Source organism: uncultured Clostridium sp. (assembly GCF_934754925.1).
Taxonomy (GTDB): Bacteria; Bacillota; Clostridia; order Clostridiales; family Clostridiaceae; genus Clostridium.
The window spans coordinates 23,425-45,246 of the sequence record NZ_CAKVJA010000001.1; the positions used below are offsets into that span (position 1 = coordinate 23,425).

Sequence of the window (21,822 nt, forward strand, 5' to 3'; positions counted from 1 at the left end):
ACTAAAGGAATATTATAAGAATAATATGTGAAGAATAAATGTAAAAAATGGAGAAAATATTAATCTTACTTGATATTGGAAAGTATACATAATATAATTAATATGAGATAAAAAGTACAGAAGGGGGAAAAACATGAAAAAAGGACGAACAAAAGTTAGAAGCGCTATATTATTTATTCTAACCTTAGTTGTTATAGTTGCATTAGCCTATGCTGGTGGTAGAGGTGTTGAAGTAGCGGGATGGGAATTTAAATCATTCAATAAAGCTATTACTAAGGGACTTGACTTACAAGGTGGAGTTTCTGTATTAATGGAGATACAAGATGACAATGTAACAAAAGATGATTTAGAAAAGACAAGACAACTTATTGATTTAAGAGTTAATAAGTTAGGAGTTGCTGAAACTTCAGTAACAGTAGAAGGAGATAGAAGAATTAGAGTTGAAATTCCAGGAGAGTATGACTCTAAGGATTTAGTTGATAGTTTATCTAAAACTGGTAACTTAACATTCAAAGATGCTGATGGGAATGAAGTTTTAAATGGTACAGATGTTGATGAAGCAAGCGTTGTTATTAATAGTAGTAGTAATGCGCCTGTAGTTTCATTAAAATTGACAGATGAAGGTGCTAAAAAATTTGCAGAAGCAACTGAAGCAAATCTTCATAAAAAGATTTCAATCTATATGGACGATGAAGAAATATCAAGTCCAACAGTAGACGCAGTTATAACTGATGGTAATGCTATTATAAAAGGTAGTGGTAGTTTAGATGAAGCTAAGAATTTAGCTGGTTTAATTAATGCTGGAGCACTACCTGTAACTGTTAAAGCTATACAAATAGAAAATGTTGGAGCTCAATTAGGAGCTGAAGCACTTCCAAATGCAATAAAAGCAGGACTTATAGGAATAGCTATTATATTTATATTTATGATTCTTTATTATAGAATACCAGGAGTTATTGCAAGTATAGCATTAACTTTATATGTATGCTTAGTTTTACTAGTGTTTGTTGAGGCTGATGTTGCATTAACACTTCCAGGTATTGCAGCATTTCTTTTAACTGTTGGTATGGCAGTTGATGCTAATGTACTTATATTTGAAAGAATTAGAGAAGAGTTAAAAAATGGAATATCTGTAAAAGCAGCAGTAGATAAAGGATTTAACAATGCATTATCTTCAATTATTGACTCAAATGTAACTACTATTATTGCTGCACTTGTACTTTACTTTATCGGTACGGGTAGTGTTAAAGGGTTTGCTGTAACATTAATGATAGGTATAGTAGTGAGTATGTTTACAGCTGTAGTTGTTACTAGAACATTAATGAAGTGGGCTGTTGATATGGGAATGTTAAAGTCTAATTGGCAGTTTAGAGTAAAGAGGGGGTAGTGATATGTTTAAAGTAATAGAAAAGACAAAGATTTGGTTTTCAATATCCCTAGCAATTATATTAGTTGGTATAGTTTTAATGGCAACTAGAGGATTAAATTTTGGTATTGATTTTAAAGGTGGTACTAAAATAGTTGTTGATTTTGGAGATAGCTTTGATAAGGTAGAAGCTGATGGAATAGTAAAGGAATACGCTCCTGATGCAGTAACAAAAACTGTAGAAAGTACTCAATATGAAATTAAGTCAAAAGACTTAGATGAAACTAAAACAGCAGAGATGTTTGATGCATTAAAAGAAAAGTATTCATTAGAAGATTCTGCTTTAATTTCACAAAGTCAAATAGGACCATCAGTTGGAAAAGAATTAACAAGAAATGCTGTTTTATCAGTATTAGTAGCATGTATAGCAATGCTTATTTATATAGCAATAAGGTTTGAATTCAATTTTGGAATAGCAGCAATAGTTGCTTTAGTACATGATGTTTTAATAACTTTAGCATTTTATGCAATATTTGATATTCCGGTAAATAGTTCATTTATAGCTGCAATGTTAACAATTGTAGGATATTCAATTAATGATACTATTGTTATTTTTGATAGAATAAGAGAAGATAGGCATAATATGAGAAGAAATACTTCAACTGAAATAGCAAATGCAAGTATTAATAAAACTTTATCTAGGTCTATAAATACTTCATTAACTACTTTAATAATTATTGGAGCAGTTAATATATTTGTACCGACAGTTAGAGAATTCTCATTACCATTATTAATAGGTATTGCTGCTGGAGCTTATTCATCAATCTTCATAGCATCACCAATTTGGGTATTGCTACAAAAGAGAAATAAAAAGAATAAAAAGATAAAAACAGCTTAATATTATATAATATAAAGAAGTAGTATGAAATTACTGCTTCTTTTTGTATATTATATACAAAAAAAGATAAAATAAGTAGATATAGTTCTCAAAATAGATATTTTTACAGGATAATTTGCTATGAAATGCAGAAAACATTTGTATTATATCAATTTATCTATTATAATATAAATGTTTTCTTATTATTGTGGAGGAGTTTATCATGCGTAAGTTTTGGGAAAGTATATATAGTCCTAATTACATAACTGGATATAATCCCTTTATACTTAAAGATATGAATAAAGCAATAGAACGTATGGTATCAGCAATTAATAATAGAAAAAAAATTGTTGTTTATGGGATACCAAATGTAGATGGATTATGTGCTATTTCATCCCTTATATTAGTTTTAAAATATTTAAATGCTGATATTGAATACGTAGTACATGATGATTCTTCAACTAAATCTAAAATTTCATCTAAAGATATAATAAATAATGTGCATTTTTTAGGTGGAGAACTACTTATAGCTTTAGGAATAGATTTAAAGTCAGAAGAAGAAGAAAAGCTTTGTAAAAGTCTTGGGATAGATTTGATAGTTATAGAAAATAGAGACGTAAATTATGATTATGAGTACATATACATAAATCCTAATCAAAAAGGTTGTCAATATAGATATAAAAATTTATCAATAAGTGGTTTAACATTTAAGTTAATGCAAGCAATAGCAATTTACTATAATGTTAAAAGTATAAATAAATATCTAGACTTAATATTAATAGGTGAAAAATGCACTAAATCACTTAAAAAGGGTGAAAATAGTGTTATTATAAAAGAAGGTATGAGATTTTTAGTTAACACAAATAATCGTGGATTAAGATCTATTATGGATGCTTATAATATGGTTAATATAAATGAGGATAGTGTTGATAAAATTATAGATGTTATTACTCCAACTATTAATGTTGTTACTATGACAGATAATGCTAGAATCATAATTGAGTTGTTAATAACAAATAGAAAAGAAAGAGCAGAACAAATAACAAAGTATTTAAATAAGTCTAAAGAAAATGTATAATATAATTATAGATAAACTTGACTATAATGAATACAAGAATAAGTTGATGTGGAGGATTTGTTATGGATCTAAAAAAAAGTATAAGAATAGTAGAAGATTTTCCGAAGGAAGGAATTAGTTTTAAAGACATAACTACTTTAATAGCAGATGGAGAAGCCTTTAAGTATTCAATAGATGCAATAGCTGAACATCTTAAGGATAAAAAGGTAGATGTTATATTAGGACCTGAAGCAAGAGGATTTATTTTTGGAGTACCTGTTGCATATGCTTTAGGAGTTGGGTTTGTACCAGTTAGAAAAAAAGGAAAATTACCTTTTGAAACAGTATCAGTTAGTTATGATTTAGAATATGGTACAGACATATTAGAAATTCATAAGGATGCAATTAAGAAGGGTCAAAGAGTAGCAATAGTTGATGATTTACTTGCTACAGGAGGAACTATTGAAGCTGTAACTAGACTTGTAGAGGCTGCAGGTGGAGAAGTTGTTGCTTTAGATTTTGCAATTGAATTAACTGAGTTAAAGGGAAGAGATAAATTAAAAGGATACGAAGTAATGTCACTTGTTCAATACGATATTTAATTTATTGAAATACCTTAAATTTTAATATATAATTAGTGTAAAGGTGGCTGGTTTATTTAACCAGCCATTGATTTTAATTTAAATTATGGAAAAAGTATAATATTAGAAATTTTTAAAGGGAGGATTTGAATGGTTGAGGTATTGATACAAAAAATAAAGGAAAATTGCACAAATGTTGATTTAAATGTTGTAAACAAAGCATTTAATTTGGCTTTTGAAGCACATAAGGAACAAAAAAGAGAATCTGGAGAACCTTATATAATTCACCCTATTGATGTATCTATAATTTTGGCTGAATTAGGTATGGATACAAGTACCATAGTTGCAGGTTTACTCCATGATGTTATAGAAGACACTGACTATACTTATGAAGATATCAAGAATATTTTTAATGAAGAAATAGCTAACCTAGTTAGTGGAGTTACTAAAATTACTAAAATGGAGTATAAATCTAAAGAAGAGCAACAGGCAGATAATTTTAGAAAAATGTTATTGGCTATGGCTAATGATATAAGAGTAATTATAATTAAATTAGCGGATAGATTACATAATATGAGAACGTTAAAATATATGCCTAAGGAAAAACAAAAAAGAATTTCTAAAGAAACTTTAGACATATATGCACCTCTTGCACATAGATTAGGTATATCTAAAGTAAAATGGGAACTTGAAGATTTATGCTTTAGATATTTACACGAAGAAGAGTATTATGATTTAGTAAATCAAATAGCTGAAAAGAGAGTAGAAAGAGAAACTTATATTTCAAAAATAATTGAAGATTTATATGGAAAGCTTGAAGAAGCTGGAATAGATTCAGATATAGATGGCCGTCCTAAGCATTTTTATAGCATTTATAGAAAAATGGTTACTAAAAATAAGAGTATAGAACAAATATTTGACTTAACTGCTATAAGAATACTTGTTAATTCTGTAAAGGATTGTTATGAAGTATTGGGTATAGTTCACACTATATATAAACCAATACCAGGAAGATTTAAAGATTATATTGCAATGCCAAAACCAAATATGTACCAATCACTGCATACGACAGTTATAGGACCACAAGGGAAGACATTTGAAATTCAAATAAGAACTTTTGAAATGCATAAAACAGCAGAATACGGTATTGCAGCACATTGGAAGTATAAAGAGGGTGATACTTCTGATAACAAAGAAAAGAGCTTTGAAAATAAGTTAGTATGGCTTAGAGATATGCTGGAATGGCAAAAAGAGACCTCTGATGCAGAAGAATTTATGGAGGGGTTCAAGATTAATCTTTTCACAGATGAGATTTTCTTATTTACTCCAAAAGGTGTAGTTATAGATTTACCTAATGGAGCAACACCTATAGACTTTGCTTACAGAATACATACTGATATTGGTAATAAATGTGTTGGAGCTAAGGTTAATGGGAAAATAGTCCCACTTGATTATCAACTTAAAACAGGTCAAATAGTAGAAGTTCTAACCTCTAATAATTCTAAGGGACCTAACATGGACTGGTTGAATATTGCAAAAAGTAATCAAGCAAAAAGCAAAATAAGAGCATGGTTTAAGAAAGCTAAAAAAGAAGAAAATATTACAAAAGGAAAAGAAGTTTTTGAAAAAGAATTAAAGAAGCAGGGAGTTCACTATGCAGATATTGCTAAAGGTGAAACTTATGATAAATGTATAAAGAGATATAATATAAATTGTATGGATGATTTATATGCTTTAGTAGGGCTTGGTGCTATAGTAGCATCTTCATTTATTTCTAAATTAAAAGAAGAAAGTCTATGTAAGGATGAAAAGGCCAAGGAAGAAAGCTTGAATAAAGCTATTGAAGAAAATATTTCAAAGACTGAAAAGAGAAAAAAAGAAAATAATTATGGAGTTACAGTTAAAGGTGAAGATAATTTAATGGTTAGATTTGCTAAGTGTTGTAATCCAGTTCCAGGTGATGATATTTTAGGCTATATAACAAAAGGACGTGGAGTATCTATCCATAGAAAAGATTGTAGCAATTTAAAAAACTTAATTGAAGAAGATCCACAAAAGGTAGTTGATGTGTCTTGGGGAACAGCCAAGGGTGTGGCTTATATGGCAGAAATTCAAGTTAAAGCTGAGGATAGATCAGGTGTTCTTTCTGATATAATGAATGTTATAATGGAAAGTAAGTTACCTCTTAATGCATTAAATGCAAAAAGTGCTAAGAGTAACTTGGCATATGTAAACATAAAGGTTAAAATAGACACAATAGAACAATTAAAAGAGTTAATGAGAAAAATAAGAAAATTAACTGGCGTTATGGATGTTTATAGAATGAATAATTAAAGGAAACTTATTCTTAATTATAAAGAATTAAGTTTAAATTACTAAAGAAATTTAAAGTTTTACTTAAAGGATGGTATAAATGAGAGCAGTAGTACAAAGAGTAACATATTCTAGCGTTGAAGTTGATGGTGAAATTGTAGGAGAAATTAATAAGGGATTTAATGTACTTTTAGGTATTTCAAAAGAAGATACTGAAGAAGATATGAAGTATATTAAAGATAAAATAGTTAATCTTAGAGTATTTAGCGATGAAAATGATAAAATGAACTTATCTTTATTAGATATCAAAGGAGAATTATTGTTAATTTCACAGTTTACGTTATATGGTGATGCTAGAAAAGGAAGAAGACCTAACTTCATGAACGCTTTAGGCGGAGAAGAAGCTAAGAAGTTTTATGATAAATTTATTGAAATGATGAAGGAAACAGGATTAAAAGTTCAAACAGGAATATTTGGAGCTGATATGAAAGTTGATATTAAAAATGATGGACCTGTTACAATACTTCTAGATAGTAGTAGAAATTTTTAATGAAGATAGTAAATGAGGTGAATTTATGATAATAAAAACATACCCTATAGGTATTTATGATGAAAATATTTACGTTTTAATAGATGAAAAATCAAAGGATGCTTGCATTGTGGATCCAGGTGGAAATGGTGATTTACTAATTAAAAACATTGAGGATTTAGAGTGTAATATCAAATATATTTTATTAACTCATGGACATTTTGATCATGTAGAAGCTTTAAGTGAAGTAGTAGAAAGATTTAAGGCACCAATATACATGAATGAAAATGAAGTTAATTTTATGAAAACAGATAAGACTGTTTTTGGAAATATTCCAAAGGAATATAATCTTGTTAAAGATGGAGATACTTTACCTTTTGGGGATGATATTATAAGATGTATTCATACTCCAGGACATACTAAAGGTGGAATGTGCTATTTATATAAAGATGCTATATTTACTGGAGATACTTTATTTAAGGGATCAGTAGGTAGAAGTGATTTTATAGGTGGAGATTTTAATGAATTAATAAATTCAATAAAGACCAAATTAATGGTTCTAGATAATAATATAAAGGTATACCCAGGTCATATGGAATCATCAACTATTGGATATGAAAAACTAAGTAATCCATTCTTACAAGATGAGTTTGAGATTTTTTAATAAGAGGAGAAGTCATGGAAATAAAAATTAAATTAAACGACATGAAGTATAGATATGACGTATATCAAATGTTTAATATTTATTTTCCATTAGATGAAATTAAATTTTTAGATGATGGAGATTATATTGTTAATATTTTAGATAATAAAGTAGAGTTTATTAATAGTGATTATTACAAGGAAACTGAAATATCTGAAAATATTAAAGAAGACATTAAGAGATTAGTATTTTCTTCATTAAAAGATATTACAGAAGAAGAATATCCATGGGGGATTTTAGTTGGTATTAGACCTTCTAAAATTGCGCTTAAGTATTTAGAAGAAGGAAAAACAGAAGAAGAAATTATAGAAATATTTAAGAAAAAGCATTTAGCATCGGAAGAAAAGGCTAAACTGTGTATAGAAATTGCAAAAACAGAAGTAAGTTTTGTAAACAATGATTCTAAAAATATAGCTATTTATATAGGAATGGCTTTTTGTCCTACAAGATGTTTTTATTGTTCTTTTGCTGCTAATCCAATAATGGGAAATAAAAAGTTAGTAAATCCATATTTAGAAGCATTAATATATGAAATTAGAGAAATGAAAAAATATATTGATGAAAGAGGATTAAATATTGAAACTGTATATTTTGGTGGAGGTACACCTACAGCAGTAAATAATGAAGAATTTGAACTTATTATGCAAGAAGCCTATGATGCCTTTGTTAAAGGAAAAGGCTTAAAGGAATTTACAGTGGAATGTGGAAGACCAGATAGTATTACAAAAGAAAAACTTGCAACTATGAAAAAGTTTAATGTAACAAGAATTAGCATAAATCCTCAAACTATGAATGATGAAACATTAAAAATTATAGGAAGAGGACATAATTCTAAAGATGTAATAGAAAAGTTTAACTTAGCAAGAAGTATGGGCTTTAATGATATAAATATGGATATGATTATAGGACTTCCAGGTGAAGGAATAAAAGAAGTTCTTCATACAAAAGAAGAGATACTAAAATTACATCCAGATAGTTTGACTGTGCATGGATTATCTTTAAAAAGAGCTTCAATTCTTTATGAAAACTTTATTCTTAAAAAAGGAATTCAAGTTAAAAAACAAGCAGAGTTAGCTGATATGTATGAAGAAAGCAGGATTTTAGCTAAAAAATTAGGATTACATCCATATTATATGTATCGTCAAAAAAATATGGTTGGAAATATGGAGAACTTAGGTTATTCTAGAAAAGGTGCAGAGTGTATTTATAATATTCAAATGATAGAGGATAAGCAAACTATTATTGCTTTAGGAGCAGATGCAGTTTCTAAAGTCGTTTTCTTAGAAGAAGGTAGAATAGAAAGATTTGCAAATATCAAAGATGTTAGAGAATACTGCAATAGAATAGAAGAAATGGTAGAGGGAAAGAAAAAATTATTAGATACCCTTTACTTAAATAAGGAGGAATAATTAAATGGAAATGCAAGCTCCAAAGGGAACGAAGGATATGCTACCACAGGATGCGTATAAATGGCATTTTGTTGAAAAAACATTTAGAGATGTAGCAAAATATTATGGGATGAGAGAAATTAGAACTCCTATGTTTGAGCATACTGAACTATTTGCAAGAGGTGTTGGAGACACAACTGATATAGTTCAAAAAGAAATGTACACTTTTAATGATAAAGGTAATAGAAGTATTACTTTAAAGCCAGAAGGAACAGCAGGAGCAGGAAGAGCTTTTATAGAAAGTAGATTATTTAATGAAGCACAACCAACAAAACTTTATTATATAACTCCATGTTTTAGATATGAAAATGTTCAAAAAGGTAGATTTAGACAATTCCATCAATTTGGAACAGAAGTATATGGTTCAAAAGAACCATCTATGGATGCAGAGGTAATTGCATTAGCAATGCAAGTTTTAAAAACTTTAGGATTACAAAGTTTAAGTCTAAATATAAATAATTTAGGATGTTCTAAATGTAGACCTAATTATAATGAAGCATTAAAGAATTACTTAAAAGAAAACTTTGATAATTTATGTCCATTATGTCAATCAAGATTTGAAAAAAATCCAATGAGAATTTTAGATTGTAAAGAAAGAAAATGTAAGGACATTACTAAAAATGCTCCAATAATACTTGATTATATGTGTGAAGAGTGTGATAATCACTTTGATTCAGTTAAAAAGTATTTAACAGCATTAAATATACCATTTACAGTTGATCCAGGAATAGTAAGAGGTTTAGATTATTATACTAAAACAATATTTGAAATATTAAACGATGAATTTACTGTTTGTGGTGGTGGAAGATATGATAAGCTTATAGAACAATTAGGTGGTCCAGAGATGCCAGCAGTTGGTTTTGGTATGGGAATTGAAAGACTTATCATGATACTAGAAAAAGAAGGAATAGAAATTCCAAATGAGAAACTATTTGATTTATATATAGGTGCTAGAGGCGATAATGCAAAATTTGAAGCATTTACCTTAGCTAATAAGTTAAGAGAAGCTGGTATTAAAACAGAAGTAAATCATATGGGTAGAAGTGTGAAGGCAGAAATGAAATATGCCAATAAAATTGGTGCTGCATTTACAACAATTTTAGGTGATGACGAACTTCAAAATAAATCAATAAAGCTTAAGAGAATGAGCGATGGAGAACAATTTGAGGTAAGTTTAGATAATATACAAGAAATAGCTAAGGCTATTAAATAGTTAGGAGGAAATAATAGCACTATGGGTGAGGCATTAAATGGATTAAAAAGAACCATGATGTGTGGTGAACCAAGAGAAGTAAACGTAGGAGAAAAAATAACTCTTATGGGTTGGGTTCAAAGAAATAGAAAATTAGGAGGTCTTCAATTTATAGACCTTAGAGATAGAACTGGAATTATGCAAATAGTTTTTGGTGAAGAAATTAATGCAGAAAGCTTTGAAAAAGCTAAAGCAGTAAGACCAGAATATTGTATAGCTGTAACTGGAGAAGTTGTTTTAAGAGAAGCTCCAAATGCTGCTATGGAAACTGGAATGGTAGAATTAAAATGTGAAAGCATAAAGGTTTTATCAGAATCAGAAACTCCACCAATATATATTAAAGAGGGATTAGATGCTGCTGAAAATATAAGATTAAAATATAGATATTTAGATCTTAGAAGACCAGATATGCAAAAAATCTTTATGATAAGAAATAGAGCTACAAAGGCTGTTAGAGATTACCTTGATAATAATGGATTCTTAGAAATAGAAACTCCAATATTAAATAAGAGTACTCCAGAAGGTGCTAGAGATTACTTAGTGCCATCAAGAAATTATCCAGGAATGTTCTATGCACTTCCACAATCACCTCAAATATTTAAGCAATTATTAATGGTATCAGGATTTGATAAATATTATCAAGTTGCTAAATGTTTCAGAGATGAAGATTTAAGAGCTAACAGACAACCAGAATTTACTCAAATTGACTTAGAAATGAGTTTTGTTGAGCAAGATGATGTTATGGCATTAAATGAAGGATTAATTGCTCATGTATTTAAAGAAGTTTTAGGTCATGAAGTTAAACTTCCAATTAAGAGAATGCCATTTAAAGAGGCTATGGAAAAGTATGGTTCAGATAAGCCGGATTTAAGATTTGGTATGGAAATTACTGATATTACTGACTGTGTTAAGGATATGGACTTTGTAGTATTTAAGTCTGCTTTAGAAATTGGCGGAAGTGTTAGAGCTTTATGCTTAAAGGGTGGAGCTGACTTAGGAAGAAAACCTCTTGATAAGTTAGTTGACTTTGTTAAGGGATATAAAGCAAAGGGTCTTGCTTGGATTCAACTTAAGGAAGATGGAGTTAAATCTTCAATTGCTAAGTTCTTAACTGATGATGTTACTGAAAATATAATTAAGACTATGGGAGCTGAAACTGGTGATGCAATACTTATTGTTGCAGATAAAAACTCTGTAGTATTCCAAAGTTTAGGAGCATTAAGATTAGAGCTTGCTAAGCAATTTGATTTAATTAAAGATAAAAATGAGTTTAACTTTACATGGATTACTGAATTCCCATTATTTGAATATAATGAAGAAGAAGATAGATACCATGCTGCTCACCACCCATTTACATCTCCAATGGATGAAGATTTAGATATGCTTGAATCTAATCCAGGTGCTGTAAGATCTAAGGCATATGACTTAGTATTAAATGGTGAAGAATTAGGTGGAGGATCTATAAGAATACATGATTCTGCACTTCAAACAAGAATGTTTAAAGCTTTAGGATTTACTGAAGAGTCAGCTTATGAGAGATTTGGATTCTTAATAGATGCATTTAAGTTTGGTCCACCACCACATGGAGGATTAGCATTTGGTCTTGATAGAATGGTAATGTTCTTAGCTGGAACTGAAAATATAAAGGATGTTATAGCATTCCCTAAAAACCAAAATGCTTATTGTTACTTAAGTGAAGCACCAAATGTTGTAGACCAAAAGCAAATTGATGAATTAGGTTTAATAATAAAACCTGAAGATAAAGAATAATTATATTATGAAAAAGTCAGCGATAGCTGGCTTTTTTATTATGCTTATTTCTTATTTGCAATTGCAATAACATTTATAGGATAAAAAACATCAATTTGATTAAAATAATACTGTAAGTACTCTATACATATTTGCTAAGGAGGAGTAACTATGAAAAACAAAATGATGAAAAAAATGAATAGAAAGATGCGTAAAGTAAAAATGAAAAATAGTATTATAATGGAAATGGCAGAGGACTTAAAAGATTTATTTGAAAATGCTAAATTATATAAAAAATTAAAGGGTAAAAGATAAAATAGTATATAAAAAAATAATCTCAGCAAGTTATGTTGAGATTATTTTTTATTATTTTTGAGCAAATTTTTTCATTTCCTTTTTTCGCTTAGCACTAAGAAGCAATCTTGTAAGTGTTGAAACAAATAAAACTCCTAATGCTAATGTTCCCGCACTTGCTAGTGTGCTTAATCCTAATTCTAATGATTTAGATATATTACCTGAAATAGCTTCACGCATGGTATAGTACATGCCACTACCAGGTACTAATGGAATTAAAGCACAAACCACAAATGTAGTAACAGGGGTTTTAAAAATCCTTGCAAGTACCTCACTATAAATACTAAAAATAACAGAAGAAATAAATAGTGAAGAAATTTCTGATACTCCCATTTGTAATGGAAGTGAGTAAAAGAACCAACTTATAGCTCCACCAAGAGCAGCAAAAAATATTTTTTTACCACGTATATTAAAAGCTATGCAAAATCCAAATGTTGCAAAAAAAGATACAAGGGTAACCCAAATAATCATTCTAAATTCCTCCAATATTTGATATCCAGAAGCTTAACACTGCACCAGTACCTACAGCTATAGATATAGCAACTAAAAATGCTTCGGCAGCTCTTATTACACCAGATAATAAATCACCTGAAATTGTATCTCTAATGGCATTAGTAATAGCTAAACCTGGGACTAATAACATTATAGAACCAATAATAGTTTGATTCACTTGACTTGCAATTCCAAGCTTATAAAAAATTATAGCTAAAAGGGCTGCAATTCCACTACAGATACTATTTATAAAAAATAAGTTTATCCCTACTTCAGTCCATTTAATAGTTATATATTTGATTATTAAGCCAATTAGGAATGCAGCAAAAACATCTTTAAAGGTTCCACCAAATAATATTGAAAATGAACCTGCTCCTAAGGCAGAAAAGATTATAATAACAGGAAGAGGATAGATATCTTCTTTATTAATTTTAATTAACTCCTGCTTTAAATCATTAACAGATAAATTTTTAGATAATATACTTCTAGATAGATCGTTTACTTTATCAATTTTATTTAAATTAACCGTTCTATTAGAAACACGACGTGTTAAGGAATATATTTTACCTTCATGGCAAATTGAGGCCATGATTCCTGTTGGAGTAGCAAAACTTTCAGCTTCTTCAGCGCCATATATTTTACAAATACGCCAAATAGTCTCTTCTACTCTATAAGTTTCACCACCATTTTCTAAAATCATTTGTCCAGCAAGCATTGCAACTTGAAGTATTTCATTCATAATACAAAACTCCTATATTTTTTTAAAGTTTTTATGTATTATACCATAAGGAACTATAAAAATGTATATTTATATTAAAAAGTAGTTGAATTAATTATTATTTATATATATAATTTTATAAAAAGATAATTGGGGTGATTAAATGGATTTTATTAATTTAAGGAAGGAAGATAAAGAAATTTCTGACTTAATGGATAAAGAGTTAAAAAGACAAAGAGAAGGTATAGAGCTTATTGCATCAGAAAACTTTGCATCAAAGGCAGTGATGGAAGCTATGGGATCTCATTTAACTAATAAATACGCTGAAGGTTATCCTAGCAAGCGTTATTATGGGGGCTGTGAAATAGTTGATGAGATTGAAGAAATAGCAAGAAATAGAGCTAAAGAGCTTTTTGGGGCTGAACATGTTAACGTACAACCACATTCAGGGTCTCAGGCAAATATGGCTGTGTACTTTACAATATTAGAGCCAGGGGACACAGTTCTTGGAATGGATTTAAGTCATGGTGGGCATTTAACTCATGGTTCTCCAGTAAATTTCTCAGGAAAATTATTTAATTTCATTTCTTATGGGGTTGATAGTGAAAGTGAGAAGATTAATTATGATAATGTTAGAGAACTTGCATTAAAGAATAAGCCAAAATTAATTGTAGCAGGGGCAAGTGCATATTCAAGAGTTATAGATTTTAAAAAATTTAAAGAAATTTGTGATGAAGTTGGAGCATATTTTATGGTAGATATGGCACATATAGCAGGATTGGTAGCGGCAGGAGAGCATCCATCACCAGTTCCTTATGCTGATTTTGTAACTTCAACAACTCATAAAACTTTAAGAGGACCAAGAGGTGGATTAATTCTTTGTAAAGAGAAATATGCTAAAGCATTAGATAAAAATATATTTCCAGGAATGCAAGGCGGACCGCTTATGCATGTAATTGCAGCGAAAGCAGTGTGTTTTAAGGAAGCATTAGAGCCTAACTTTAAAACTTATATGAAAAATGTAGTTTCAAATTGTAGAATTTTAGGTGAGGAATTAGTTAAGTATGGATTTAAATTAGTTTCTAATGGAACAGATAATCATCTAATTCTTGTAGATTTAACTAATAAGAATATTACAGGAAAAGAGGCAGAAAATCTTCTAGATTCTATTGGCATTACTGTAAATAAAAATACAGTTCCAAATGAAACAAGGAGTCCTTTTATTACATCAGGAATAAGAATAGGTACTGCAGCAGTTACAACTAGAGGATTTGATATTGAAGCAATGAAAGAAATAGCAAGTATAATAAATGATGCTATAGAAAATAGAAATTCAAATTTAGAGGTATTAAGAGAAAGGGTAAAAACACTTTGTGCTAAATATCCACTATATAATTAAGAGTTAAAGAGGTAAGAGAAGAGAAGCCAAAGAGTAATTACTCACTTTTCTCTCTTACTTTTTAATTTTTATCTATCAAATAGATACAGGAGGATGAAGATGAAATTAATATCATGGAATGTAAATGGAATAAGGGCTTGTGTACAGAAGGGTTTTCTTGATTTTTTTAAAGAAGTTAATGCAGATATTTTTTGTATACAAGAAAGTAAGCTTCAAGAAGGACAAATAAATCTTGAGCTTGAAGGATATAATCAGTATTGGAATTATGCAGAAAAGAAGGGGTATAGTGGAACTGCTATATTTACTAAAAAAGAACCCTTATCTGTTAGATATGGATTAGGAATTGAAGAGCATGATAAAGAAGGAAGAGTAATAACATTAGAATTTGAAGACTTCTTTATGGTTACAGTTTATACTCCTAATTCTCAAAATGAACTTGCAAGATTGGATTATAGAATGAAATGGGAAGATGATTTTAGAGAGTATTTAAAATCATTAGAGAAAAGTAAACCTGTAATATTATGTGGAGATTTAAATGTGGCACATAAGGAAATCGATTTAAAGAATCCAAAAACAAATAGAAAAAATGCTGGATTTACTGATGAAGAAAGAGAAAAATTTACTAATTTATTATCAAGTGGATTTATAGATACTTTTAGATATTTTTATCCAGATTTAAAGGATATATATTCTTGGTGGTCATATAGATTTAATGCAAGAAAAAATAATGCTGGATGGAGAATAGATTATTTTGTAGTGTCTAAGTCTTTAGAAGATAGATTAGAAAGTGCTAAAATACATACTGATATTTTAGGCTCAGATCATTGTCCTGTTGAATTAATTATAAAATAGAATAAATAGTAATAGTATTAAAACATATTCATTATAACCACGGAAGGTAGCAGAATTATTTTGTTACCTTCCGTGGTTATTTCTTTTAAAATGAATGAATATGTAATTAGATTTTCGTTAATATTATAAATAAAATAAGTTAAATTATGAAAAAAGGAGTAGGATTATGAAAAAAAGACTAATAGAAATTTTAATTATTAGTACAATGTTATTGGTAGGTTGTGAAATTATACGAAAAATAATGTGACAAATAATACGACGAACAATACGTCAGATAATACCCTAACTGAAATTATAGTAGTTGATACAACGGTTTCATCGGCTGCTGATGCATTACAAATGTTGAAAGATGGTAATAATAGATTTCTTACAGATACATCTATGTTAAGAAATGTAAGTCAAGAGAGGAGAGATTCTTTAAAGGATGGTCAGAATCCATACGTAGTAATTGTATCTTGTTCAGATTCAAGAGTAACTCCTACTACTGTTTTTAATGCTGGTCTTGGGGAAATATTCGATGTAAGGCTTGCAGGAAACGTTGTAGATGATGATGCTTTAGGATCGATTGAATATGCAGTTCAACATTTAAATACCCCTTTAGTAATTGTAATGGGACATCAAAGTTGCGGAGCTGTAACAGCAACATATAATGAAGTGGTTAAGGGAGAAAAGGTTACAGGAAATATGAAGTCATTTGTTGAAAAAATAACACCAAGTATTAATAAGAAGGCAACAGTAGATGATGCAATTCATAATAATATTAATTCAGTAGTAAAAGAAGTATCTGAAGATGAGGAAATTAAAGCATTAATAGATCAAGGGAAAGTTAATGTTATAGGAGCCTATTATGATTTGGATGGAAAGTAACTTTCTACGAATAAAATGTTTAAATAAGAAGAATAAAACATAAAAATGCTGGAAAAATAATAAATATGTAATAAATGTTGAAGTTTATTGCAATGAAAAAAGGAGGAATTTATTTTGCATTTAACAATTAGAGAAAAAGAAAAATTAATGGTTGCAGTTGCGGCTGATATAGCTCGTAAAAGAAAAAGCAAAGGATTAAAACTAAATTATCCTGAAGCTATGGCAATAATAACAGATGAAATGTTAGAAGGAGCTAGAGAAGGGAAAACTGTTGAGCATTTAATGGATTATGGAACAACAATATTATCTAGGGATGATGTAATGGAAGGAGTTCCAGAAATGATTCATACTGTTCAAGTTGAGTGTACTTTCCCAGATGGAACAAAATTAGTAACAGTACATGACCCAATTAAATAAGGAGGAATTAAGTATGGTACCAGGTGAAATAAAAGTACAAGAAGGAAATATTGAGTATAATGCAGGAAAAGAAGCAATTAAAATGCAAGTTATAAATACTGGAGATAGACCAGTACAAATAGGTTCACATTATCATTTTTATGAGGTGAATGATGCTTTAAGTTTTGATAGAGATGCAGCTTGGGGAAAAAGATTGGATATCCCTTCAGGAACAGCTGTTAGATTTGAACCTGGAGATAAAAAAGAAGTAAACTTAATTGATATCGGTGGATATAGAAGAGTTTATGGAATTAGAAATATGTGTGATGGATTTTTAGATGGAATGTCAAAAGGGAGCGGTGAAAAGTAATGAGTTTTGAAATTGATAGACATAGATATGCAGAATTGTTTGGACCAACAGAGGGAGATAGTATTAGATTAGGAGATACTGATCTTTTTATAAAAATTGAGAAAGATTATACTGGATATGGAAATGAGTGTAAGTTTGGTGGAGGAAAGACTCTTAGAGATGGTATGGGCCAAAATGCCACACAAACTAGTAAAAATCCAGAAGTTGTTGATTTAATTATAACAGGAGCTACTATAGTAGATTATACAGGAATATATAAGGCTGATGTAGGAATTAAAGATGGTAAAATATTTGCTATAGGTAAAGGCGGTAACCCAGATACAATGGATAATGTTGACTTTGTAGTTGGTGTTGGAACTGAAGCCTTAGCAGGTGAAGGAAGAATTTTAACAGCTGGTGGAATAGATACTCATGTTCACTATATTCATCCAGAGTCTGCAGAAGTTGCATTAGAAAATGGTATAACTACATTAGTTGGTGGAGGAACAGGTCCTATTGATGGAACAAATGCTGTTACTTCAACTCCAGGCCCATGGAATATCAAAAAAATGTTACAATCTGCAGATGGATGGCCAGTAAATGTTGGTTTATTAGGAAAGGGTAGTGGAGCTAATATTGATGTAAATGCGGAACAAATTGAAGCAGGAGCAATTGGACTTAAGGTTCATGAAGACTGGGGAGCAACAAGATCAGCTATTAATTATGCATTAGAAACAGCTGAAAAATATGATATTCAAGTTGCTTTACATAGTGATACTTTAAATGAAGGTGGTTTTGTAGAGCATACAATTCAAGCTATTGCTGGAAGAGTAATTCATACATATCATACAGAGGGGGCAGGTGGTGGTCATGCACCTGATTTAATGAAAGTTGCATCTCAAATAAATGTGTTACCAGCATCAACAAACCCAACAAAGCCTTATACAGTTAACACAATAGCAGAACATTTAGATATGCTTATGGTTTGTCACCACTTAGATGCAAAAGTACCAGAAGATATAGCATTTGCTGATTCAAGAATTAGACATCAAACAATAGCAGCAGAAGATGTATTCCAAGATATGGGTATTTTTAGTATTATGAGTTCTGATACATTAGCTATGGGAAGAATCGGAGAAGTTGTAACAAGAACTTGGCAAACAGCTTCAAAGATGAAGAAACAAAGAGGAACTTTAGAAGGCGATAGTGAGTATAGTGATAATAATAGAGTAAGAAGATATATTGCTAAATATACAATTAATCCAGCTATAGCACAAGGTATGGATAAATATATTGGTTCAGTAGAAGTTGGTAAAATAGCAGATTTAGTGCTTTGGGAACCACCATATTTTGGGGTAAAACCACATTTAATAATTAAAGGTGGCATGGCAATGAGAGCAATAATTGGAGATGCAAATGCATCTATTCCAACATGTCAACCAGTTGCATATAGAGATTGTTATGGCGCATTTGGTAAAGCTAAAGAATCAACTTGTATTACATTTGTTTCTAAATATGCTTATGAACATGGAGTTAAAGAAGAGTTGGGATTAGAAAAAACAGTACTACCTGTAGGTGGAATAAGAAACTTAACTAAGAAAGATATGAAGCTTAATGATGCTACTCCTGAAATTAGAGTAGATCCACAAACTTATGATGTAACTGTTGATGGTGAATTAATAACTTGTGAACCAGCAGCTGAGTTACCATTAGCTCAAAGATATTTCTTATTCTAATATTAAGGAGAGGTATATATGATTTTTAATCAAGTATTAGGAAATATAAATGATATAAAGGATTTAAATAACTTACATATAGAGAAAATATATATATCTAGTGAAGATTCATTAAAAAGGATAATGAGGGTTAACTCAGATCATAATCATGAATATGGAATAGCATTATCTGAAAATATTGAATTAAAAGATGGAGATATACTTTACCATGATGATAAGAATATTATAATAGTTAAAATTAAAGGCGATGATGTTTTAGTTATAAAGCCAAATTCTATGACAGATATGGGAATTATAGCACATGCTCTAGGAAATAGGCACTTACAAGCACAATTTGAAGATGGAAAAATGATAATTCAGTATGATCCTTTAGTAGAAGGTGAATTAAAGCGAGATAATATAAACTATTCTAGAGAAAACTTAAAACTTAAAAAGGCATTTAGGCACGTAGAATTTGGGCACACTCATACACATGCCAATTAATAATAATATTTTGGATGTTTTAAAGGTTATTCAAATATGTGATTCTAACTTTCCAATTGGGTCATTTAATCATTCTTATGGCATGGAAACATATTTAAGGTTAAAAAAAGTTTATAATACAGAAACTTTTAGAGAATGGTTAAGTGTATATTTAAATGAACAATTTATTTTTAGTGATGGTTTAGCTATAAAAATGTTATATGAATATTTGAATAACAATGATTTAGAAAGTATATGGGATTTAGATAATCGTATTACTGTTCAGACTGTTGCAATTGAAAGTAGAAATGGTGGAAAACTAGTTGCAAGTAGAATGATAAAATTGTTTATTGATTTATATGATTTAGATTTACTAAAAGAATATAATAGAAAATTAATTAATAAAGAAGCCTTTGGACATCCAGCACTTGTATTTGGTATGTTAATGTATTCTCTAGGTTTTAGTTTAAAAGAGGCTATAATTTATCATATGTATAGTACTGTTTCAACTCTTATTAGTAATGCTGTAAGAACAATTCCTTTAGGACAAAAGGATGGGCAAATATTATTAAAAGAGTTTAGTGAAAAATTTGAAAATATATATAATACTCTTATTAATTTGGATGATGACTATTTTGGAGCTACTAGCCCGGGGTTAGAATTATCTCAAATTAAGCATGAAGTTATGGAATTTAGATTATTTATGTCGTAGCTATATATAAATTTTTAAATATAGAATAGTTATAATTAGACTTTATTTTGAATTATGAATGAAAAATTTATTCATAGTTCAAAATAAAGTAAATATTTATGGAAAGGGTGTTGTAATATGAAACCAGTAGTTATAGGAGTTGGAGGACCAGTAGGTAGTGGTAAAACATTACTTATAGAAAGATTAACTAGAATAATGAACAGTGAATATAAATGTGCTGTTATAACTAATGATATTTATACTAAAGAGGATGCAAAATTCATGGTTAAAAACTCTGTTTTAACCGAAGATCATGTCATTGGAGTTGAAACAGGAGGATGTCCACATACAGCAATAAGAGAAGATGCATCTATGAATTTTGAAGCATTAGAAGAGTTAAAAAGAAGATTTGATGATTTAGATATTATTTTTTTAGAAAGCGGTGGAGATAATTTAGCCGCAACTTTTAGTCCAGATTTAGTTGATTTTTCAATATATATTATAGATGTTGCTCAAGGAGAAAAGATTCCAAGAAAAGCCGGGCAAGGTATGATAAAAAGTGATTTATTTATTATAAATAAAATTGATTTAGCACCGTATGTTGGAGCAAATTTAGATGTTATGAGAAAAGATACATTAGCTTTTAGAGATGAAAATAGTTTTATCTTTACTAACCTTAAAACTGATGAAGGAATAAAAAGTGTTATTAGTTGGATTAAAAGAAATTGTTTGTTAGAAGGAATAGCATAATATGTTCAAAGAAAAAAAGATTAAAAGTGAATATTCAGGATTTATAGATTTAGTTATAGATAAAAAAAATGATAAAACAATTACAACTAAAAAATACTATGAAGGCTTAGTAAAGGTATCGCCAACAATAAGAATGGATAGAGAAAACATACCTACTTTTTATCTTTTGCAGCTTGGTGGTGGATATATTGAAGGAGAGAAATACAAAAATAGATTTAAATTAAATGATGAGGCAAGAGCAATAATAACTACTCAAGCATCTACGAAAGTTTATAAGTGCTTAAATAAAATAGCAACTGAACAAGAAACAGAAATAATTTTAGGAAAAAATAGTGTTTTAGAGTATATAACAGATAGTGTTATTTTATATAAAGATGCTATATATAAGCAAGTTAATAATATATATTTAGATGAAAGTTCAACATTAATTTATAGCGATGGGATTACAGCAGGATGGTCTCCTGAAGGAGATAAGTTTACATATAATAGTGTTCAATTAAAAAGTAATATTTATATAAATAATAAACTTGTATTGTTAGATAATTTAATTATAAAGCCTTATGAACATGATGTAACAAGATTGGGGTTTTTTGAAGAATATTCAAATTTTGGAACGTTGCTTGTTATTAATAAAAACATTGATAATATAGTTATAAATGACTTGAGGGAAATAATTATAAACTTAAATTTGCCGATAGATTTTGGAATATCAAAATTGGAGTTTAGTGGATTTGTTCTTAGAGTATTAGGTAATTTAACACAACATATAGAGCTAGCTATAGTATCTTGCCATAATTATATAAGAAAGAGGTTTTTATCATCAAAGGATTTAATTATAAGAAAATATTAAATACATTTATTTAAGTTAAATAAATGTAGAG

23 protein-coding genes are annotated in these 21,822 nt (G+C 29.3%); 21 read left to right on the forward strand and 2 right to left on the reverse strand.

Annotated elements, in window-relative coordinates:
- Positions 1–133: 133 nt before the first annotated feature.
- The 11 genes from secD to Q0G30_RS00150 all read left to right on the forward strand — a co-directional run bounded on the left by secD (position 134) and on the right by Q0G30_RS00150 (position 12,190).
- Positions 134–1,387, forward strand: coding sequence for a protein translocase subunit SecD (gene secD / locus Q0G30_RS00100; RefSeq protein ID WP_294384945.1), 1,254 nt, complete (start codon positions 134–136; stop codon positions 1,385–1,387).
- Between the two features lie 4 nt (positions 1,388–1,391).
- A complete protein-coding gene (secF, locus tag Q0G30_RS00105; protein ID WP_294384948.1) occupies positions 1,392–2,264 on the forward strand; it encodes a protein translocase subunit SecF in 873 nt (290 codons plus the stop codon).
- 202 nt (positions 2,265–2,466) lie between these two features.
- A complete protein-coding gene (locus Q0G30_RS00110) occupies positions 2,467–3,321 on the forward strand; it encodes a DHH family phosphoesterase (RefSeq protein ID WP_294384951.1) in 855 nt (284 codons plus the stop codon).
- Between the two features lie 62 nt (positions 3,322–3,383).
- Positions 3,384–3,902 (forward strand): adenine phosphoribosyltransferase, encoded by a 519-nt coding sequence (locus Q0G30_RS00115; RefSeq protein WP_294384953.1) that lies wholly within the window; start codon positions 3,384–3,386, stop codon positions 3,900–3,902.
- A gap of 129 nt (positions 3,903–4,031) precedes the next feature.
- Positions 4,032–6,215, forward strand: a complete 2,184-nt coding sequence (locus Q0G30_RS00120) for a bifunctional (p)ppGpp synthetase/guanosine-3',5'-bis(diphosphate) 3'-pyrophosphohydrolase (protein ID WP_294384957.1) — start codon at positions 4,032–4,034, stop codon at positions 6,213–6,215.
- Between the two features lie 79 nt (positions 6,216–6,294).
- The gene (dtd, locus tag Q0G30_RS00125; RefSeq protein WP_294384961.1) at positions 6,295–6,744 is read left to right on the forward strand and encodes a D-aminoacyl-tRNA deacylase; all 450 of its coding nucleotides are present in this window, start codon (positions 6,295–6,297) and stop codon (positions 6,742–6,744) included.
- Between the two features lie 25 nt (positions 6,745–6,769).
- Positions 6,770–7,387 (forward strand): MBL fold metallo-hydrolase, encoded by a 618-nt coding sequence (locus Q0G30_RS00130; RefSeq protein WP_294384967.1) that lies wholly within the window; start codon positions 6,770–6,772, stop codon positions 7,385–7,387.
- Positions 7,388–7,401: 14 nt separating this feature from the next.
- Complete coding sequence (locus Q0G30_RS00135; protein ID WP_294384969.1) at positions 7,402–8,835, forward strand: coproporphyrinogen III oxidase; 1,434 nt, start codon at positions 7,402–7,404, stop codon at positions 8,833–8,835.
- A gap of 4 nt (positions 8,836–8,839) precedes the next feature.
- Complete coding sequence (gene hisS, locus Q0G30_RS00140; RefSeq protein WP_294384972.1) at positions 8,840–10,087, forward strand: histidine--tRNA ligase; 1,248 nt, start codon at positions 8,840–8,842, stop codon at positions 10,085–10,087.
- Between the two features lie 21 nt (positions 10,088–10,108).
- Positions 10,109–11,896 (forward strand): aspartate--tRNA ligase, encoded by a 1,788-nt coding sequence (gene aspS / locus Q0G30_RS00145; protein ID WP_294384975.1) that lies wholly within the window; start codon positions 10,109–10,111, stop codon positions 11,894–11,896.
- Between the two features lie 150 nt (positions 11,897–12,046).
- Positions 12,047–12,190 (forward strand): hypothetical protein, encoded by a 144-nt coding sequence (locus tag Q0G30_RS00150; protein ID WP_294384978.1) that lies wholly within the window; start codon positions 12,047–12,049, stop codon positions 12,188–12,190.
- A gap of 51 nt (positions 12,191–12,241) precedes the next feature.
- Here the strand turns inward: Q0G30_RS00150 and Q0G30_RS00155 are convergent, their stop codons facing one another.
- Positions 12,242–12,700, reverse strand: a complete 459-nt coding sequence (locus Q0G30_RS00155; protein ID WP_294384980.1) for a threonine/serine exporter family protein — start codon at positions 12,698–12,700, stop codon at positions 12,242–12,244.
- A gap of 1 nt (position 12,701) precedes the next feature.
- On the reverse strand, positions 12,702–13,460 hold the full coding sequence (locus Q0G30_RS00160) for a threonine/serine exporter family protein (protein ID WP_294384982.1): 759 nt from the start codon (positions 13,458–13,460) through the stop codon (positions 12,702–12,704).
- Between the two features lie 142 nt (positions 13,461–13,602).
- Here Q0G30_RS00160 and glyA point away from each other — a divergent pair, with 142 nt between their 5' ends.
- The 10 genes from glyA to Q0G30_RS00210 all read left to right on the forward strand — a co-directional run bounded on the left by glyA (position 13,603) and on the right by Q0G30_RS00210 (position 21,791).
- Entirely contained in the window at positions 13,603–14,838 is a 1,236-nt protein-coding gene (gene glyA / locus Q0G30_RS00165) for a serine hydroxymethyltransferase (protein ID WP_294384984.1), read from the forward strand.
- A gap of 99 nt (positions 14,839–14,937) precedes the next feature.
- Positions 14,938–15,690, forward strand: coding sequence for an exodeoxyribonuclease III (locus Q0G30_RS00170; RefSeq protein ID WP_294384987.1), 753 nt, complete (start codon positions 14,938–14,940; stop codon positions 15,688–15,690).
- A 243-nt stretch (positions 15,691–15,933) separates the two neighbouring features.
- On the forward strand, positions 15,934–16,557 hold the full coding sequence (locus Q0G30_RS00175) for a carbonic anhydrase (protein WP_294384989.1): 624 nt from the start codon (positions 15,934–15,936) through the stop codon (positions 16,555–16,557).
- A gap of 114 nt (positions 16,558–16,671) precedes the next feature.
- On the forward strand, positions 16,672–16,974 hold the full coding sequence (locus Q0G30_RS00180; protein WP_294384992.1) for an urease subunit gamma: 303 nt from the start codon (positions 16,672–16,674) through the stop codon (positions 16,972–16,974).
- Positions 16,975–16,987: 13 nt separating this feature from the next.
- Positions 16,988–17,323, forward strand: a complete 336-nt coding sequence (locus Q0G30_RS00185) for an urease subunit beta (protein ID WP_294130628.1) — start codon at positions 16,988–16,990, stop codon at positions 17,321–17,323.
- Positions 17,323–19,038: an urease subunit alpha gene (gene ureC / locus Q0G30_RS00190; protein WP_294384994.1), complete on the forward strand. Its 1,716-nt coding sequence runs from the start codon at positions 17,323–17,325 to the stop codon at positions 19,036–19,038. Before Q0G30_RS00185 ends, ureC begins: the two co-directional genes overlap by 1 nt.
- Positions 19,039–19,056: 18 nt before the next feature.
- Entirely contained in the window at positions 19,057–19,521 is a 465-nt protein-coding gene (locus tag Q0G30_RS00195) for an urease accessory protein UreE (RefSeq protein WP_294130632.1), read from the forward strand.
- Positions 19,511–20,212, forward strand: a complete 702-nt coding sequence (locus Q0G30_RS00200; RefSeq protein WP_294384997.1) for an urease accessory protein UreF — start codon at positions 19,511–19,513, stop codon at positions 20,210–20,212. Before Q0G30_RS00195 ends, Q0G30_RS00200 begins: the two co-directional genes overlap by 11 nt.
- Before the next feature lie 117 nt (positions 20,213–20,329).
- Positions 20,330–20,941, forward strand: coding sequence for an urease accessory protein UreG (gene ureG, locus Q0G30_RS00205; RefSeq protein WP_294385000.1), 612 nt, complete (start codon positions 20,330–20,332; stop codon positions 20,939–20,941).
- A 1-nt stretch (position 20,942) separates the two neighbouring features.
- Complete coding sequence (locus tag Q0G30_RS00210) at positions 20,943–21,791, forward strand: urease accessory protein UreD (protein WP_294385004.1); 849 nt, start codon at positions 20,943–20,945, stop codon at positions 21,789–21,791.
- Positions 21,792–21,822: the final 31 nt, after the last annotated feature.

Bases quoted from the DNA above. Each gene is read 5' to 3' on its own strand.
- secD (WP_294384945.1), top strand. From the start codon at position 134: ATGAAAAAAGGACGAACAAAAGTTAGAAGCGCTATATTATTTATTCTA.
- secF (WP_294384948.1), top strand. From the start codon at position 1,392: ATGTTTAAAGTAATAGAAAAGACAAAGATTTGGTTTTCAATATCCCTA.
- Q0G30_RS00110 (WP_294384951.1), top strand. From the start codon at position 2,467: ATGCGTAAGTTTTGGGAAAGTATATATAGTCCTAATTACATAACTGGA.
- Q0G30_RS00115 (WP_294384953.1), top strand. From the start codon at position 3,384: ATGGATCTAAAAAAAAGTATAAGAATAGTAGAAGATTTTCCGAAGGAA.
- Q0G30_RS00120 (WP_294384957.1), top strand. From the start codon at position 4,032: ATGGTTGAGGTATTGATACAAAAAATAAAGGAAAATTGCACAAATGTT.
- dtd (WP_294384961.1), top strand. From the start codon at position 6,295: ATGAGAGCAGTAGTACAAAGAGTAACATATTCTAGCGTTGAAGTTGAT.
- Q0G30_RS00130 (WP_294384967.1), top strand. From the start codon at position 6,770: ATGATAATAAAAACATACCCTATAGGTATTTATGATGAAAATATTTAC.
- Q0G30_RS00135 (WP_294384969.1), top strand. From the start codon at position 7,402: ATGGAAATAAAAATTAAATTAAACGACATGAAGTATAGATATGACGTA.
- hisS (WP_294384972.1), top strand. From the start codon at position 8,840: ATGGAAATGCAAGCTCCAAAGGGAACGAAGGATATGCTACCACAGGAT.
- aspS (WP_294384975.1), top strand. From the start codon at position 10,109: ATGGGTGAGGCATTAAATGGATTAAAAAGAACCATGATGTGTGGTGAA.
- Q0G30_RS00150 (WP_294384978.1), top strand. From the start codon at position 12,047: ATGAAAAACAAAATGATGAAAAAAATGAATAGAAAGATGCGTAAAGTA.
- Q0G30_RS00155 (WP_294384980.1), bottom strand. From the start codon at position 12,700: ATGATTATTTGGGTTACCCTTGTATCTTTTTTTGCAACATTTGGATTT.
- Q0G30_RS00160 (WP_294384982.1), bottom strand. From the start codon at position 13,460: ATGAATGAAATACTTCAAGTTGCAATGCTTGCTGGACAAATGATTTTA.
- glyA (WP_294384984.1), top strand. From the start codon at position 13,603: ATGGATTTTATTAATTTAAGGAAGGAAGATAAAGAAATTTCTGACTTA.
- Q0G30_RS00170 (WP_294384987.1), top strand. From the start codon at position 14,938: ATGAAATTAATATCATGGAATGTAAATGGAATAAGGGCTTGTGTACAG.
- Q0G30_RS00185 (WP_294130628.1), top strand. From the start codon at position 16,988: ATGGTACCAGGTGAAATAAAAGTACAAGAAGGAAATATTGAGTATAAT.
- ureC (WP_294384994.1), top strand. From the start codon at position 17,323: ATGAGTTTTGAAATTGATAGACATAGATATGCAGAATTGTTTGGACCA.
- Q0G30_RS00195 (WP_294130632.1), top strand. From the start codon at position 19,057: ATGATTTTTAATCAAGTATTAGGAAATATAAATGATATAAAGGATTTA.
- Q0G30_RS00200 (WP_294384997.1), top strand. From the start codon at position 19,511: ATGCCAATTAATAATAATATTTTGGATGTTTTAAAGGTTATTCAAATA.
- ureG (WP_294385000.1), top strand. From the start codon at position 20,330: ATGAAACCAGTAGTTATAGGAGTTGGAGGACCAGTAGGTAGTGGTAAA.
- Q0G30_RS00210 (WP_294385004.1), top strand. From the start codon at position 20,943: ATGTTCAAAGAAAAAAAGATTAAAAGTGAATATTCAGGATTTATAGAT.